Origin of the sequence: Sulfurimonas xiamenensis (assembly GCF_009258045.1) — a bacterium.
Lineage (GTDB): Bacteria > Campylobacterota > Campylobacteria > Campylobacterales > Sulfurimonadaceae > Sulfurimonas > Sulfurimonas xiamenensis.
In genome coordinates this window covers 151,401-166,268 of the sequence record NZ_CP041166.1, presented here as the reverse complement: position 1 = coordinate 166,268, position 14,868 = coordinate 151,401, and the positions used below count along the sequence as shown (strand labels likewise).

The following is a 14,868-nucleotide window of genomic DNA, read 5'->3' as shown; positions in this document are numbered from 1 at the left end:
GATATCCCAATTCAAAATTAAACATTCAACATTCATAATTAAACCATCCTTCTTGGTTGGTTGGCTCTGCTTATAAGGTACTGACCGTATTGGTTTTTCTTTAGAGGCTCTGCAAGTTCTAGTAACTTTTCTTTTGAGATATATCCCATCTCATAAGCTATCTCTTCAAGGCATGCCACTTTAAGTGACTGACGATTTTCAATAGTTTGGATAAATTGACTTGCTTCTAGTAAACTCTCATGAGTTCCGGTATCAAGCCAAGCGTAACCTCTTCCCATAAGTTCTACTTTAAGTCTCTCTTCTTTGAGGTATATCTCATTGAGTGTTGTGATCTCAAGCTCACCTCTATCTGATGGCTTTACCTCTTTGGCCTTTTGTACGACATCATTTGGGTAAAAGTACAGTCCTACTACAGCGTAATTTGATTTTGGATTTTTTGGTTTCTCTTCTAGGCTTATCACATCGCCGTTGTCATTAAACTCTGCCACGCCGTAACGCTCTGGGTCGCTTACATAGTAACCAAACACAGTTGCTTTGTTTTCATCTTGTACATTTTTTACTGATTGTGCTAAAAGCTCGGTTAGTCCATGACCATAGAAGATATTGTCACCCAAAACCAGACAAGCATCATCGCCATTTAAAAACTCTTCGCCTAAGATAAATGCTTGTGCAAGACCGTCCGGAGATGGTTGAACAACATACTCAAATCTCATACCTAAATCACTTCCATCACCTAAAAGATTTTGAAAGGACGATTGATCTTGCGGAGTTGTAATGATAAGCACTTCTTTAATGCCTGCTAACATAAGAACAGACAAAGGGTAATAAATCATCGGTTTATCATAGATAGGAGTTAGTTGTTTTGAAACCCCTCTTGTAATCGGATAAAGTCGTGTCCCGCTTCCCCCTGCTAAGATTATGCCTTTCATTTACTTACTCCTTTTAATTTCATTGCTGCAAGCTCCCTCTGGAGCATCTCATACTCCTCTTTTTTTCTTTTGATAAACTTTTGCGTAAGCGAGATTTTCTCCTCCAACCCTTTTGGAGTCAGAAGGTAGCGGTACTGTTTTTTGTTCTGGTTGTTGTAAAAATTCTCTACTTTAAGAAGCCCTTTTGCGCCGAGTGCTTTTAAGACATAGTTGATTTTGCCCACGCTATAACCAAGCTCATCCGCCAAAGTTTTTTGGGTAGTCACTCTTCCCAAGCTTCGTAAAATAGAAAGTTCTAACTCTTCGTTTGTCAATGTTTAATCCTAATAAATTTTATGCTCTAATTCAAAATATGAATTGTACATGGTTTATGCTTTGTTTTTACTTTTTTGGCATGTGAATAATCTGGGATAAAGTTCGAGGGAGAGAGATTCTTCACTTCGTTCAGAATGACGGGAAGGGGTGCTCAGGATGACGGACACCCGTCACTCTGAGTGAGCGTAGCGAGTTAAGAGTCTCTGTTGAAGTTCGAGCGAGATTCTTCACTTCGTTCAGAATGACGGGAAAGGGTGCTCAGGATGACGGACACTCGTCACTCTGAGTGGGCATAGCGAGGGAAGAGTCTCTGTCTGTTATATCAAATCCTCATACAAATCTTGCCAAGTTGCATTTTCTTTCTCAATGAGGCTTACTTTTTTGCTTCTTTTCCATCCTTTGAGAACTTTTTCTCTTGTGATTGCTGTTTCCATCTCGTCACAAAGCTCAAAATATACTAACTTTGTTACATTGTATTTTGCAGTAAAGCCTTCCATGACATGATTTTTATGCTCATAAATTCTTTTGATCAAATCAGATGTAACGCCTACATACAAAACATTATTTGACTTGTTGGTAAGTATGTAGACAGCAGGTTGTTTTTGCAAGTGTTTGCCTTTTTGAGTTTTGTAAATTATAACAAAATTTTGACTTGAGTTTATGAGGGAGATCCTTCACTTCGCTCAGGATGACGGAAATGGGTGCTCAGGATGACTACTCACCGTCACTCTGAGTGAGCGTAGCGAGTGAAGAGTCTCTGTCTTCCACCGTCACTCTGAATGAGCGTAGCGAGGGAAGAGTCTATGTCGCAGTTCAAGCGAGATTCTTCACTTCGTTCAGAATGACGGAAAACTCGTCACTCTGAGTGAGCGTAGTGAGGGAAGAGTCTATGTTGAAGTTAGAGAGAGATTCTTCACTTCGTTCAGAATGACGGAAAACTCGTCACTCTGAATGAGCGTAGCGAGGGAAGAGTCTATGTTGAAGTTCAAGCGAGATTCTTCACTTCGTTCAGAATGACGAGGACTCAAGATGACGGGAAAGGCTTACTCTTCAGATTTATAAAACCCTTTATACCACTTCACAAACTCGCCTATTCCATCGACAAGTTTTGTATCGGGTTTGTATCCAAAATCATTCATCAGATCTTGTGTATCGGCGTAGGTTGATTCTACATCGCCGGGCTGCATATCCATAAAGTTTTTCTCTGCTTTTTTGCCAAGTGCGTCTTCAAGCGTCTCTATAAACTCCATCAAACTTACTGGAGCATTATTGCCTATGTTGTACACACTATAATCAGAAGGATTGTCTATAACCTTGATAACACCGTCTACTATGTCATCAATGTATGTAAAGTCTCTGCTCATTTTGCCGTGGTTAAATACTTTTATGGCTCTGTCATTTGATATGGCGTCGGCAAAAAGCATCGGCGCCATATCGGGTCTGCCCCATGGTCCGTAAACCGTAAAAAATCTCAGGCCGGTAGTCTGTATGCCGTATAGATGGCTATATGTATGAGCCATAAGCTCGTTTGATTTTTTGGTAGCAGCATAAAGACTTATAGGGGTGTCCGTTTTATCCGTAGTTTTAAATGGCTGTGATTCATTGAGCCCATACACGGATGAGCTGCTTGCGTATGAGAGATTTTTTACACCGTAGTTTCTGCAAGCCTCCAAAATATTTAAAAATCCTACAACATTGCTCTGGATGTAAGCATGCGGATTTTCTATGGAGTACCGCACACCCGCTTGAGCAGCTAAATTCACCACTGCGTCAAATTGCTCAGTTTCAAAGATATGATTGATAGCTTTTGTGTCCTCTAAGTCTACTTTGTAAAACTTGTGCAGTGGGAATTTAGTGCTTAGGGTATAGTGATTAGGGATTAGGGATTTTTTTTGGATTCCTAATTCTGCCAATCTTGCATACTTTAGATTTACATCATAATAGTCGTTTATATTGTCAAGACCAACTACCTCATCGCCACGCTCAAGTAGTTTTTTTGCAAGGTGAAAACCGATGAAGCCTGCTGTTCCAGTTACCAAAATCTTTTTAGATTTTGGTGTTGATGGCGAATAGTTGATTGTTGATGGTTTGTTTGGTGTTGATGGCATTAGTTGGTTTTCCTTCTAATTGAATTTATCAGTGCATTTGTCATTTTTCTTATTTTTGTAAATAGTTAAGTCTTTTGGCAATGAGAAGTTGTGTTTCAACCTCTGATGCCGAGCCCAAAGCAATATACAAAAACTGCACAAACTCTTTATCTGTATTTCTATTTTGACCTTCTGCTATATTTGATGGTACTGAAACTACAGCTCTTTTGAGCTGATCAGTTAAAGCGTATATCTCTTCTTTTGGAAACAGTTTTACCAGCCTGTAAACATTTTCTACCAAATCCATTGACTCTTTCCAAATATTTAAATCTTTATAATCACTCATTTTAAAACCCCTGTTTTTAACCATCAACTATAAACCATCCGCCATCAACCAATTCAGGAATCTGAATTAAATATATCTCTAGTATAGACCTTATCTTTTACATCCATAATGCTATCGCTGAGTCTATTTGCAACAATAACATCGCTTATCTTTTTAAACTCGTTCAGATCTTTTATGACTCTTGAGTTGAAAAAGTCATCCTCTTCATAGGCTGGTTCATAGATAACGACTTCGATGCCTTTTGCTTTGATGCGCTTCATGATTCCTTGGATGGCGGAGCTTCTAAAGTTATCTGAGCCTGATTTCATTACAAGTCTGTAGATTCCAACTGTGCCAGTTGGAGTTGATTGTTGATAGTTGATAGTTGATAGCTTCTTTATGATTGAATCTGCTATGAAATCTTTTCTTGTGCTGTTTGATTTTACAATCGCCTCTATCATATTTGATGGAACATCTGCATAGTTTGCAAGGAGCTGTTTTGTGTCTTTTGGCAGGCAGTATCCGCCGTAGCCGAATGATGGGTTGTTGTAGTGTGTGCCGATGCGCGGGTCAAGCCCTACTCCCTCTATGATCTGCTTTGTGTTTAGTCCATGAGTCTGCGCGTAAGAGTCAAGCTCGTTAAAGTAGGCAACTCTCATAGCTAGATAAGTATTGGCAAAAAGTTTTATCGCCTCAGCTTCCGTTGCATCGGTAAAGAGAATCGGGATATCTTTTTTGATGGCACCCTCAGCCAAAAGATTTGCAAATACTTCCGCTCTCTTGCTCTTTTCACCTACTATAATGCGGCTTGGGTAGAGGTTGTCATGAAGCGCCAAACCCTCTCTTAAAAACTCAGGAGAGAAGATAATGTTGTCCACTTTAAACTTCTCTTTTAAGCTTTTTGTATAGCCTACCGGGATTGTGGATTTTATAACTATGACAGCATGCGGGTTGATACTAAGCACATTGTCTATAACATACTCTATGCTTTTGGTGTTAAAGTAGTTTGTATCCGGGTCATAGTCGGTCGGCGTCGCTACAATAACATACTCAGCATTTTCGTATGCTTCGTTTTTATCTAAAGTGGCGCGGAAGCTTCCTTTATTATCAGGGTTTAGTTTTTGGGGGTTAGTGATTAGTGTTGTTAGATACTCTTGTATATCTTTATCTTCTATCGGCGAGATACCTTTGTTTATCATCTCCACCTTTTCAGGAATGATATCCAGTGCGACCACTTCGTTATGCTGCGCTAGTAAAATCCCGTTGCTTAGTCCCACATATCCCGTACCTGCTATTGCTATCTTCATCTACTGCCTTTATATTTTAAGTTTGAGTTCATAAGTCCCTCAGCCTCTTCATTTATCAACATTTTACCCTTTTGTTGCATGAAAATTCAATTGTTGAATTTTACCAAATTCAAACTTCAGATTCTTTTATCATTTTATACTTTTTTTAGATATACTTTGTCAATCATTACAATAATAAAAAACTAAACGAGAAACAAAGTGTTTATAAAAGAGATGAAAGAGTTGGTAAAGTTTGCAATAGAACTTGATATAGTAAACATGTGTACAAAAATCGGTTATAAGGGTGACTATATCATCTCATTTTCCGGACAACAAGAAGCTATATCCAAAATCAAAAACTTTTGTAATGAATCCAGTATAGAAAACAAAATAATGCACGAACAAGCAAAAGCATACAATACTATATTTTGTGTATTTCACGCCGGAGATGACATCTACAAACTAAAAGATTGACACACTTGATTGTTGAATGGGCGTGTTGAGAAAAAGCTAAATATTGAAGATTATTTTGCTGGTGCGGATGAGAGGAGTTGAACCTCCACGCCTTGCGGCACCAGATCCTAAGTCTATTTTTTAACTCTTTTCATCTTTTCTTAAACAGTTTCATTTTCTTTCAAAACTCCTATATTTAGGACTTTATAAAAGGTTTTAAACTTTCATTCTACATCATCCATTTTCATTGTTTTTCAAATTTTGTAGTAAAAACTGTAGTAAAAAAATGATTTTTCAAGTACAATTTGGCATCTAACTAAATTTTATTAATCAATCTATTTTATGATATAATATTTATGTCAAATGATATAATATTTATATCATTATTAGGAGCAAGCATGTTAGAAGCACTTTTGGGTACCAAAAACCGAGAATTAACCTTACAGTATCTTCTTGTATTCAAAGAAGGTTATGCACGGGAGATAGCTAAATATTTTGATGTATCTTTGCCATCTATTCAAAACCAACTGAAACATTTTGAAGAGAATGGTTTGGCACTAAGTAAAATGTCTGGTCGAACTAAAATCTATTTTTTTAATCCAAGATACGCATTTCTTCCTGAGCTTACTACATTACTTGATAAAGCGAGACTATATTACAAACCAGAGTTAAAAGAAAAACTAGATATGCAAAGAAAACGACCAAGAAGAGTAGGAAAACCTTTATGAAAAAACAAATTAAAGATATGGATTTAAAAGAACTAGGAGGACTGATATGTGATGCTCTTATCGCTAAAGATATACATGTTGTTCTCTCTGGTGGTTCATGTGTAGAAATTTATAGTAGAGGTGAATATACATCTTGGGATTTAGATCTAATCAACCAATACAATGAACAATTTAAAAAGATCCATGCGGTAATGAAGGAACTTGGATTTAAAGAACACAATAAATATTTTGTGCATGACGATACAAAATTTTTTATAGAGTTTCCTTCTGGTCCATTAGGTGTTGGTGATGCACCTGTTGAAAATATCGCTGAAATTGATACAGAAGCAGGTGTACTAAGACTTTTAACTCCAACAGACTGCATCAAAGATAGACTTGCTGCATACTACCATTGGGATGATGAGCAATCATTGCAACAAGCTATATGGGTTGCCCAACAAAATGAATATGATCTTCAATCAATAAAAGAGTGGTCTATAAAGGAAGGTTCGGAAGCTAAATATACTATTTTTGAAAATAGTCTCAAACATAGGGATAAGTAATGGCACTAAAACCAGCAGGTGGTAAATAAAAAGTTGATTTTGAAATTTTCTTAAAGTGAGAGTGAAATCTCTTGAAATTCCCTATTTTAGGGGTGGTGCGGATGAGAGGACTTGAACCTCCACGCCTTGCGGCACCAGATCCTAAGTCTGGCGTGTATACCAATTTCACCACATCCGCATGTGATTGTTTAACAGTGTAAAGGTGGTACGCCCTACACGATTCGAACGTGTGACCGATGCCTTAGAAGGGCATTGCTCTATCCAGCTGAGCTAAGGACGCATACATTTATAAAAAATGGTGCGCCCGATAGGATTCGAACCTATAACCGTCGGATCCGAAGTCCGAAACTCTATCCAGTTGAGCCACGGACGCCACAAAGTTTATTATTATTAAGTTTTTTTATATTTAAGATTTATGGGGTGAGATGCGGGATTCGAACCCGTGACCCCCGGCACCACAAACCAGTGCTCTAACCAGCTGAGCTAATCTCACCATATTTTTTAAATATAAAAGGGTGGTCGGGGTGAAAGGACTCGAACCTTCGGCCCCCTGGTCCCAAACCAGGTACTCTAACCATACTGAGCTACACCCCGACCTATAACATTAAAACAACCTAGTAGCTGATTAATGAGGCGAAATTATAGTTAATTACTTTTAAAATGTCAATAGTTTTCTTGCATATTATCAAAAAAATTCAAAATCAATACAAAAAGAGATTAAGATTAGTTTGTTACAATAACATCTATATGGTTTTGAAAGGTTAATTTTGGGTGAAGTATTTAGTAATATAAACTCTTTTTTAGAGACACTTCTATTTTTTGACATTCTTTTTGGAACGGTAGATGGGGTCACCTTGCCGTTTTTAGTTGTGTGGCTTATTGCTGGAGGTATATATCTTACATTTTTACACAACTTTATAAACCTAAGAGCGTTTGGCCACTCTTTTAATATCATAAGAGGCAAATACAATACTGCAGACGATACTGGGCAAATCTCCTCTTTTGGTGCATTAACAACTGCATTAAGTGCTACAGTCGGACTTGGAAACATCGCCGGTGTTGCTCTTGCCATCGCTATCGGAGGTCCCGGAGCAACTTTTTGGATGATAGTCGCCGGTTTTTTGGGAATGAGTCTTAAGTTTACAGAAGTAACACTCTCTCTGCAATACAGAGAGTTTTTAAAAGACGGGACTATTATGGGCGGTGCAATGGAGTATCTCTCAAAGGGTTTGGCAAAAAAAGGGTATGCAAAATTCGGTAAAGTTCTTGCTGTTGTTTTTGCTGTTTTTATGATCGGCGGAGCTATCGGCGGCGGAAATACTTTTCAAGTCTCACAGGCACTAAGCGCTATCTCTCAAGAGGTTCCATTTTTTGGAAATTATCCTATAATCTTTGGAATTATTATCGCTACTCTTGTCGGCTTTGTTATTATAGGCGGTGTTACGAGAATAGCACATATCACTGAAGCACTTGTTCCTCTAATGGCAATCATATATATAAGCGCTTCTTTATGGATCTTGGGGCACCACTCTGAGAAGATAGTTGATGCTTTTAGTATTATTTTTACAGAAGCTTTTTCAACAAGTGCGATTTATGGTGGTATCATAGGGTCACTTATCCAAGGTTTTCAAAGAGCCGTTTTCTCAAGTGAAGCGGGCATCGGCTCTTCTCCGGTTGCACATGCTCCCGTTAAAACAAAATATCCTGTCAGACAAGGACTGGTAGCTCTTTATGAGCCGTTTATAGATACTATCGTCATCTGTACCATGACCGCGCTTGTTATCGTTATAACAGGTGTTTATGCTCATGATGGAGCCTATGTTGATCTCATAGAGGCAAAACAGGGTGCGGCTCTTACAAGCGTGGCATATGGAACTGTCATTGACTGGTTTCCTGCCATACTATCGGTAAGTATAACCCTTTTTGCTTTTTCAACCATGATATCGTGGTCATACTACGGCGAGCGCGCATGGGTCTATCTTTTTGGTTCAAAATTTTCTATAGTCTATAAAATTCTATTTCTTTCTCTAACTGTGATAGGAACAGTTGTAAGCACGGGACTGTTGGTTGATTTTAGTTTTATGCTTCTTCTGGCTATGGCACTGCCAAATATTTTAGGGCTATTTATCCTTGGAGGAGATGTTAAAAAAGAGCTGAATGTTTATATGGAAAAACTTAAAAGCGGTGAACTTGACAGAGAGGCTATAAGGTAAAAGAAAAAGGAAAAAATTCCTTTTTCAAAATACTAAAACTGTATCATCCCATCAACCGGTGAAGATGCAGTAGCATAAGGGCGTTTAGGGATTCTTCCTGCAAGATAGCTCATGCGCCCTGCAATTACAGCATGCTTCATCGCTTCAGCCATTATCATAGGGTTTTGTGCCTGCGCTATTGCAGTATTTGTCAATACTCCGTCAGCGCCAAGCTCCATAGCATAAGCAGCATCGCTTGCACACCCTATTCCTGCGTCAACTATTACGGGAACATTTACTGCATCACGGATAAAAACAACATTGTATGGGTTTTGAATCCCAAGTCCGCTTCCGATTGGCGCGGCAAGAGGCATAATAGCATGAGCGCCAGCATCTTCAAGTCTCTTTGCCATAATCGGATCATCTGAAGTATACGCCATAATGGTAAAGCCCTCTTTTGAGAGAATTTCGCACGCTTTTATAGTCTCTAAAACATCAGGATAAAGTGTTTTTTGTGTATCGCCGATAACCTCTAATTTTATCAGATCTATCCCGGTTGCTTCACGAGTAAGCCTAAAGGTGGTAATAGCCTCTTCAGCAGTTACACATCCGGCAGAGTTTGGAAGAAACCTTACATTGGTTCCGGCAAATGTATCACGAAGATTCTCTTTATCCGGATCTGTGATGTTTAAACGACGAACAGCAACAGTTATAAGTTCGCTTCCGCTTGCAATTGTCGCCTCTTTTGTGGTTTGAAAATCCTTATATTTTCCACTTCCAACGATAAGGCGCGAGCCAAGTTCATATTTTCCGATTTTTAGTATATCTTGCATAAATATTTTCCTAATTATTTTATTTTGTTATTTATATCATAAGCAATCTTATAATCTGCATATGCCATCTATCAAATCATCAGGAGTAAGTGAAAAATCAGCTCCCCTGTAATTCAATGCTGTCTTTGTATGCGCTAAAGAGGCATTTATGGCAGCATCAAGCGGTTGATAGCCTTGAGCCAAAAGTGCACCTATAAGACCGCTAAGCACATCACCGCTTCCACCCTTTGCCAAAGCAGAAGTTCCATGCGGATTTATATAAAACTCACTCCCTTTTGCTATTATGACATTTGCACCTTTTAAAAGAAGTGTTACATTTGGAAACATTTTACAAAATTCTTCAACATATTTAAAACGATTTTTTTGTACCTCTTGTATTGTTATATCTGCAAGATTAGTTATTTTTAAGAGTGAAACAAACTCTTTGGCATGTGGAGTAAGCACTACTCTTTCTCTTTTTAAAATTTCTAAAATTGTCTGCATATAAAAAATATCCGCATCTGCGATAACTGGCAGTGTGTTATGCAGAAACTTCTCCAGCTCCAAAGTACTAAACTCAGCTCCCAGTCCCATTCCTATCGCCAAAGCTGTTGCATTTTTCGGCAGTTTATGCGAATACATCAAACAGTGAGGTATCTCTATTTTTTCAAATCCGACAAGCGTTACAAGTCCGCTTCCAAATCTAAGAGCAGAGAGAGCACTCATTATGCCGGCTCCGCACATTTCTCCCGAGACTACCGCCAAATGACCGTAAGAGCCTTTGTGAGAATCTTTTTTTACTCTGTTTGGGAGTTTTAAATCATCCAAATCGAGCACACTCCAGTTACTCTCTTTTTCATATATATCTCTACTGATGCCCAGATCTAAAACTTTTATCTCCCCGACGCTCTCTTTTACCTCATCCAAAAACATTCTCTTTTTTAAAGCACCCATTGTCAAAGTCACATCTGCAATAAATTTATAACCAGAAGGAACATCACATGCAATTTTAAAAGCAACTAAAGAGTTCATTTTGTTTATAAGATTTTTCAGCTCTTCGCTAAACTCTCCGCTAAAACCAGTTCCGACTATTGCATCTACTAAAACATCACAATCTTTAAGCTCTTTAGACTCTTTTACTCCTACGCTTTGCGCGCGCTTTGCCTGTAGAAGCGCCATTTTTGAAGATGGCTCTTTTGCATAAAAAAGAGAAGTGTCAAAATCTCCATGCAAAAGCCTTGCAAGGGCAATCCCGTCAGCTCCATTATTGCCGCTTCCGCATACAACAATAATTTTTGAATTTTTTGCAAAATTGTTACGAATATACTCAGCCATGCCACTTGCCGCATGTTCCATCAATATATCTTCGCTTAAAAAAAATTCCTCATAGCATCTCCTGTCCAGAGATGCCACTTCATCAAAAAGTTTTTGCATAATTACTCTTCAATCATATACTCATCTATTTCGACTATATTGCTTTTTATATCATTAAATAAAAGAGTACGGTAGTCTGTTCTATACTGATAAAAAAATCTGTTTTTTGGCAATTTTTTTAAATTTGCAGTATTGAAATACTCAAAATTAGAGCATTTTCCAAGATAAAGAAATGTAAAGAGCAGTTTTATTTGCGGATTTTCAAAAGTGCAGTGAGGCTGTGCCAGGAAAGTCAATCCATACTTTTTCATATTTAAAAAGTTAAGCATATAGAGTAAAAAATCCTCAAATTTTGTATAAAAACCATTTAAATTTTCAATATCATGAAAAAAGTAGTAGTAGTTATCCAAAAGCCCTTGTATTTGAAGCGTTTCAGTCAACTTGCTTTTTATATCTCTTTTATTTGAAAAGTAAGCCGGATCAACTGCCATATATATATGTTTTTTTTCATCTATAAGCTTATTGAACTCTTCTAAAAATGCATCGCTTTCATCAAATCGTATATAGTTAAAATACTCATCTTTATATCTTAATTCTATATCATCTATATCAGAGTTGGAAAAATCAAGATAGAGAGTTGCGACATTGCTATCAATGATATAGTTTCTTATTCTACATGCGAGATTGGTTTTACCGGCACCCTCTTCTGCTAAAATAAGCGTATTGAAATACATCACTCTCTCTTCCATCTTCAATGTGTTTATACTGCTTACATATTTTCCTAATTTATCTCTCATTTTGTTCCCCCAGTAAAGTTTTTGTGACTATTATAACTTATCTCTAATAAATAAAATAAGTTTATTTGGATATGCTACATAAAGTGCAAATAAATAATATTGCATTAAGTTAAAAGAAAGTAAGATTTGTGACAATTTTTAAAAAGGACATATTATGTATACTAAAACTATTTTGACTTTAGCTTTCACGGCTTCATCACTCTTAGCTTCTAGCTTGATGACTGATGCAAAAAATGCTGGTCTAATACCCATTCCTACTGACAAACAAGAGCTCTTAAAGTTAACTGACAATCCAAAAAATCCTATAACAGCTGAAAAAATTGAACTTGGAAAAAAACTATATTTTGATCCTAGACTCTCAAAAAGCGGTTTTATAAGCTGCAACAGCTGTCATAACCTCAGCGAAGGCGGAGATGATGGAATCCCTGCTGCAATAGGTCACAAATGGACAGCAAATCCGCACCATTTAAATTCACCGACTGTTTACAACTCTGTCTTTTTTAGCTCTCAGTTTTGGGATGGACGCGATCCTCACCTAGAGGCACAGGCTCAAGGTCCTATGCAGGCTGCTCCAGAGATGGCTGCACTGCCGGAACATGTCGAAGCGGTAGTTGCTTCAATGCCTGAATATGTGGCAGAGTTTAAAGGCGCGTATGGCAAAGATGTAAAAATAACATTTGAAAAAGTAGCTGATACAATCGCAACTTTTGAGAGAACACTTGTTACCCCTTCTGCATTTGATGACTACTTAAACGGAGATGAAAATGCTCTGACAAAAGCTCAGAAAGATGGTCTTAAAACATTTATAGACAAAGGGTGTGCTACATGTCACAACGGTATCGCTCTTGGCGGTGAAATGAATGCTTTTAATATTACAGGAGAGTATAAATACCAAAATGTTGGTGACTTTAAAGGTGATGCAAACGGTATGGTAAAAGTGCCTACTCTCAGAAATATCACGCAAACTGCTCCATACTATCACAATGGTCAAATTTGGGATTTAAAAGATGCTATCATCGAGATGGGGCGTATCCAGCTTGGTGCTTCTATCAATGACAAAGAGGCTGCTTCAATCGAAGAGTTCTTAAAAGCACTTGACGGCAGAAAAGCTGATGTAGTTCTACCTCAACTACCGGTTTCAACTTCTAAAACTCCAAAGCCTGACATTAACTAAATCTCTCATGCAATTTATACCCAAAAAGGGTATAATTGCATTATGAATTACAAACAAATAGCACAAGAAACTTTACAAATTGAAGCCCAAACGCTCTTAAACAGCGCTCAAAACATAGATGATGTTTTTGACAAAGCAGTTGAAGTTATCCTTGCATGCAAGGGCAAACTTATTGTCACGGGAGTTGGCAAATCGGGACTTATCGGAGCAAAAATGGCTGCAACCTTTGCTTCTACAGGAACTCCGAGCTTTTTTCTGCACCCCACAGAAGCGCTTCACGGTGATTTGGGAATGATAAGTCAAAATGATGTTGTTATCGCCATCAGTTACAGCGGCGAAAGTGAGGAGTTAAGCTCCATACTTCCGCACATCAAAAGATTTGACACTCCGCTTATAGGCATGACAAGAGACAGAAATTCTACACTTGGCAAATACAGCGATTTGGTTATAGATGTTGTAGTGGAAAAAGAGGCATGTCCCTTAAATATAGCGCCTACAAGTTCAACAACGCTTACTCTCGCACTCGGCGATGCTCTTGCAGTTTGTCTTATGAAAGCAAGAGATTTTAAAAAAAGTGATTTTGCTTCTTTTCACCCCGGCGGAGCTTTGGGAAAACAGCTGTTTGTAAAAGTCAAAGACCTTATGCGAACAAAAGATCTGCCAATCATCAGTGCAGATACAAAAGTAAAAGATGCGATTGTAAAGATTAGCGAGGGCAGAATCGGAACGGTTTTGATTACAGATGAGCTTGGCAGACTTTTAGCTCTTGTAAGTGACGGCGATATTCGAAGAGCATTGATGAGTAATAACTTTTCACTCGAAGACAATGTTTTAAAATATGCCACCCTCAATCCAAAAGCAATAGATAATGAAAATATGCTTGCAAGCGAAGCACTTGTAATAATAGAAGAGATGAAGATACAGCTTTTAGTTGTAACAGATAAAGAGAAGAAAGTAACTGGCGTGCTTCATATCCATACTTTGATAGAAAAAGGTATATCGTGAGATTAAACAAATACATCGCACACCACTCAAGCTACTCAAGAAGAGAAGCCGACAAAGCAATACAAGACGGTTATGTCAGAGTTGACGGAGAGATTCAAACCAACCCTGCAACCCAAATCCAAGAAGGTGTCAATATCGTTTATATAAGCGGCAAACAGGTCAGCCCAAGAGACAAATATACTGTTATTGTTTACAACAAACCCAAAGGTGAACTTGTAACAAAGAGCGACCCTAAAGGCAGAAGAACCATATATGACACTTTAAGCAAAGAGTATAAACATTATGTCCCCGTAGGAAGACTTGATTATGCATCTGAGGGTTTACTGCTTCTAACCGATGCCTCAAGGGTTGCATCTGCTCTTATGGAGTCAAATCTGGAGAGGATCTACAAGATTAAGATAAAAGGCGAAGTGACTCCGGATATGGAAGATGCTATGCTTAAGGGAATGACACTTGATGATGCATCTGCGGGCGGTCACTCCCACTCAAAAATAAAAGAGATGGAGTTCAAACCTTTTATAGGCTATAAAGTCCAAAAAAATCAGCCGAACTACTCCATTTTAAAAGTGGCACTCAGTGAGGGAAAAAACCGTGAACTCAGAAGATTTTTTGCACACTTTGGAGCAGAAATAGTCGATCTTAAAAGAATCAGTTTTGCAGAGATTGAACTCAACAATCTCCCTGAAGGCAAAGTACGATTTTTAAGCCGCAGCGAATACTCCGCTTTAGCAAAATTTCTAAAAGATGAGAAAAAATCAGCACTAAAAGAGAATAACGAAAAGAGAAGTTTCAAAAGTGAAAAAAAAACAACTTTTAAAGAGAATAAACCCGCTCAAAAGAAGAGATAAA

At 38.0% G+C, this 14,868-nt stretch carries 16 protein-coding genes and 5 tRNA genes; 7 read left to right on the top strand and 14 right to left on the bottom strand.

The window, feature by feature from the left end; translation table 11 throughout:
• Positions 1-38: 38 nt before the first annotated feature.
• The 6 genes from rfbA to FJR47_RS00870 all read right to left on the bottom strand — a co-directional run bounded on the left by rfbA (position 39) and on the right by FJR47_RS00870 (position 4,963).
• Positions 39-929: a glucose-1-phosphate thymidylyltransferase RfbA gene (rfbA, locus tag FJR47_RS00895; RefSeq protein WP_152298616.1), complete on the bottom strand. Its 891-nt coding sequence runs from the start codon at positions 927-929 to the stop codon at positions 39-41.
• A complete protein-coding gene (locus tag FJR47_RS00890; protein ID WP_152298615.1) occupies positions 926-1,243 on the bottom strand; it encodes a MarR family EPS-associated transcriptional regulator in 318 nt (105 codons plus the stop codon). The genes rfbA and FJR47_RS00890 overlap by 4 nt, the downstream gene beginning before the upstream one ends.
• 318 nt (positions 1,244-1,561) lie before the next feature.
• Positions 1,562-1,852, bottom strand: coding sequence for a GIY-YIG nuclease family protein (locus tag FJR47_RS00885; protein ID WP_152298614.1), 291 nt, complete (start codon positions 1,850-1,852; stop codon positions 1,562-1,564).
• Between the two features lie 435 nt (positions 1,853-2,287).
• Positions 2,288-3,352 (bottom strand): NAD-dependent epimerase, encoded by a 1,065-nt coding sequence (locus tag FJR47_RS00880; RefSeq protein WP_152298613.1) that lies wholly within the window; start codon positions 3,350-3,352, stop codon positions 2,288-2,290.
• Between the two features lie 49 nt (positions 3,353-3,401).
• The gene (locus FJR47_RS00875) at positions 3,402-3,677 is read right to left on the bottom strand and encodes a four helix bundle protein (protein ID WP_152298612.1); all 276 of its coding nucleotides are present in this window, start codon (positions 3,675-3,677) and stop codon (positions 3,402-3,404) included.
• A 53-nt stretch (positions 3,678-3,730) separates the two neighbouring features.
• Positions 3,731-4,963: a nucleotide sugar dehydrogenase gene (locus FJR47_RS00870; protein ID WP_152298611.1), complete on the bottom strand. Its 1,233-nt coding sequence runs from the start codon at positions 4,961-4,963 to the stop codon at positions 3,731-3,733.
• Between the two features lie 213 nt (positions 4,964-5,176).
• On the opposite strand from FJR47_RS00870, the gene FJR47_RS00865 reads away from it, so the two are divergent.
• The 3 genes from FJR47_RS00865 (at position 5,177) to FJR47_RS00855 (ending at position 6,665) form a co-directional block, all read left to right on the top strand.
• Positions 5,177-5,416 carry a hypothetical protein gene (locus FJR47_RS00865; RefSeq protein ID WP_152298610.1) on the top strand — a complete coding sequence of 80 codons (240 nt, stop codon included), beginning with the start codon at positions 5,177-5,179 and terminating at the stop codon, positions 5,414-5,416.
• Between the two features lie 377 nt (positions 5,417-5,793).
• A complete protein-coding gene (locus tag FJR47_RS00860; RefSeq protein ID WP_152298609.1) occupies positions 5,794-6,123 on the top strand; it encodes a winged helix-turn-helix domain-containing protein in 330 nt (109 codons plus the stop codon).
• A complete protein-coding gene (locus tag FJR47_RS00855; protein ID WP_152298608.1) occupies positions 6,120-6,665 on the top strand; it encodes a hypothetical protein in 546 nt (181 codons plus the stop codon). The genes FJR47_RS00860 and FJR47_RS00855 overlap by 4 nt, the downstream gene beginning before the upstream one ends.
• A 93-nt stretch (positions 6,666-6,758) precedes the next feature.
• Here the strand turns inward: FJR47_RS00855 and FJR47_RS00850 are convergent.
• The 5 genes from FJR47_RS00850 to FJR47_RS00830 all read right to left on the bottom strand — a co-directional run bounded on the left by FJR47_RS00850 (position 6,759) and on the right by FJR47_RS00830 (position 7,259).
• Positions 6,759-6,843, bottom strand: a tRNA-Leu gene (locus FJR47_RS00850).
• Positions 6,844-6,868: 25 nt separating this feature from the next.
• Positions 6,869-6,945: transfer RNA gene (locus FJR47_RS00845), tRNA-Arg, on the bottom strand.
• A gap of 16 nt (positions 6,946-6,961) precedes the next feature.
• A tRNA-Arg gene (locus FJR47_RS00840) sits at positions 6,962-7,038 on the bottom strand.
• Positions 7,039-7,081: 43 nt separating this feature from the next.
• Positions 7,082-7,158 (bottom strand) — tRNA-His (locus FJR47_RS00835).
• Between the two features lie 23 nt (positions 7,159-7,181).
• A tRNA-Pro gene (locus FJR47_RS00830) sits at positions 7,182-7,259 on the bottom strand.
• Positions 7,260-7,432: 173 nt separating this feature from the next.
• Between FJR47_RS00830 and FJR47_RS00825 the strand changes: the two genes are divergently transcribed.
• Entirely contained in the window at positions 7,433-8,878 is a 1,446-nt protein-coding gene (locus FJR47_RS00825; protein WP_152298607.1) for an alanine/glycine:cation symporter family protein, read from the top strand.
• Between the two features lie 32 nt (positions 8,879-8,910).
• Here FJR47_RS00825 and FJR47_RS00820 read toward each other — a convergent pair whose 3' ends face one another.
• Genes FJR47_RS00820 through FJR47_RS00810 form a run of 3 tightly spaced genes read right to left on the bottom strand, consistent with a single transcriptional unit; the run spans position 8,911 to position 11,840 of the window.
• Positions 8,911-9,690 carry a thiazole synthase gene (locus tag FJR47_RS00820; RefSeq protein WP_152298606.1) on the bottom strand — a complete coding sequence of 260 codons (780 nt, stop codon included), beginning with the start codon at positions 9,688-9,690 and terminating at the stop codon, positions 8,911-8,913.
• A gap of 48 nt (positions 9,691-9,738) precedes the next feature.
• Positions 9,739-11,103 carry an NAD(P)H-hydrate dehydratase gene (locus FJR47_RS00815; RefSeq protein ID WP_152298605.1) on the bottom strand — a complete coding sequence of 455 codons (1,365 nt, stop codon included), beginning with the start codon at positions 11,101-11,103 and terminating at the stop codon, positions 9,739-9,741.
• 2 nt (positions 11,104-11,105) lie between these two features.
• Positions 11,106-11,840, bottom strand: coding sequence for an ATP-binding protein (locus tag FJR47_RS00810; RefSeq protein WP_152298604.1), 735 nt, complete (start codon positions 11,838-11,840; stop codon positions 11,106-11,108).
• Positions 11,841-11,994: 154 nt separating this feature from the next.
• On the opposite strand from FJR47_RS00810, the gene FJR47_RS00805 reads away from it, so the two are divergent.
• The 3 genes from FJR47_RS00805 to FJR47_RS00795 are packed head-to-tail and all read left to right on the top strand — an operon-like array spanning position 11,995 to position 14,867.
• The gene (locus FJR47_RS00805; RefSeq protein WP_152298603.1) at positions 11,995-13,014 is read left to right on the top strand and encodes a cytochrome-c peroxidase; all 1,020 of its coding nucleotides are present in this window, start codon (positions 11,995-11,997) and stop codon (positions 13,012-13,014) included.
• A 42-nt stretch (positions 13,015-13,056) separates the two neighbouring features.
• The gene (locus FJR47_RS00800; RefSeq protein ID WP_152298602.1) at positions 13,057-14,019 is read left to right on the top strand and encodes a KpsF/GutQ family sugar-phosphate isomerase; all 963 of its coding nucleotides are present in this window, start codon (positions 13,057-13,059) and stop codon (positions 14,017-14,019) included.
• A complete protein-coding gene (locus tag FJR47_RS00795; protein WP_188093729.1) occupies positions 14,016-14,867 on the top strand; it encodes a pseudouridine synthase in 852 nt (283 codons plus the stop codon). The genes FJR47_RS00800 and FJR47_RS00795 overlap by 4 nt, the downstream gene beginning before the upstream one ends.
• Position 14,868 lies beyond the last annotated feature (1 nt).

Excerpts from the sequence above, each read along its gene's own strand:
- FJR47_RS00870 (WP_152298611.1), bottom strand. The coding sequence starts at position 4,963 with ATGAAGATAGCAATAGCAGGTACGGGATATGTGGGACTAAGCAACGGG.
- FJR47_RS00820 (WP_152298606.1), bottom strand. The coding sequence starts at position 9,690 with ATGCAAGATATACTAAAAATCGGAAAATATGAACTTGGCTCGCGCCTT.
- FJR47_RS00875 (WP_152298612.1), bottom strand. The coding sequence starts at position 3,677 with ATGAGTGATTATAAAGATTTAAATATTTGGAAAGAGTCAATGGATTTG.
- FJR47_RS00860 (WP_152298609.1), top strand. The coding sequence starts at position 5,794 with ATGTTAGAAGCACTTTTGGGTACCAAAAACCGAGAATTAACCTTACAG.
- FJR47_RS00865 (WP_152298610.1), top strand. The coding sequence starts at position 5,177 with ATGAAAGAGTTGGTAAAGTTTGCAATAGAACTTGATATAGTAAACATG.
- FJR47_RS00810 (WP_152298604.1), bottom strand. The coding sequence starts at position 11,840 with ATGAGAGATAAATTAGGAAAATATGTAAGCAGTATAAACACATTGAAG.
- FJR47_RS00880 (WP_152298613.1), bottom strand. The coding sequence starts at position 3,352 with ATGCCATCAACACCAAACAAACCATCAACAATCAACTATTCGCCATCA.
- FJR47_RS00805 (WP_152298603.1), top strand. The coding sequence starts at position 11,995 with ATGTATACTAAAACTATTTTGACTTTAGCTTTCACGGCTTCATCACTC.
- FJR47_RS00815 (WP_152298605.1), bottom strand. The coding sequence starts at position 11,103 with ATGCAAAAACTTTTTGATGAAGTGGCATCTCTGGACAGGAGATGCTAT.
- FJR47_RS00855 (WP_152298608.1), top strand. The coding sequence starts at position 6,120 with ATGAAAAAACAAATTAAAGATATGGATTTAAAAGAACTAGGAGGACTG.
- FJR47_RS00800 (WP_152298602.1), top strand. The coding sequence starts at position 13,057 with ATGAATTACAAACAAATAGCACAAGAAACTTTACAAATTGAAGCCCAA.
- rfbA (WP_152298616.1), bottom strand. The coding sequence starts at position 929 with ATGAAAGGCATAATCTTAGCAGGGGGAAGCGGGACACGACTTTATCCG.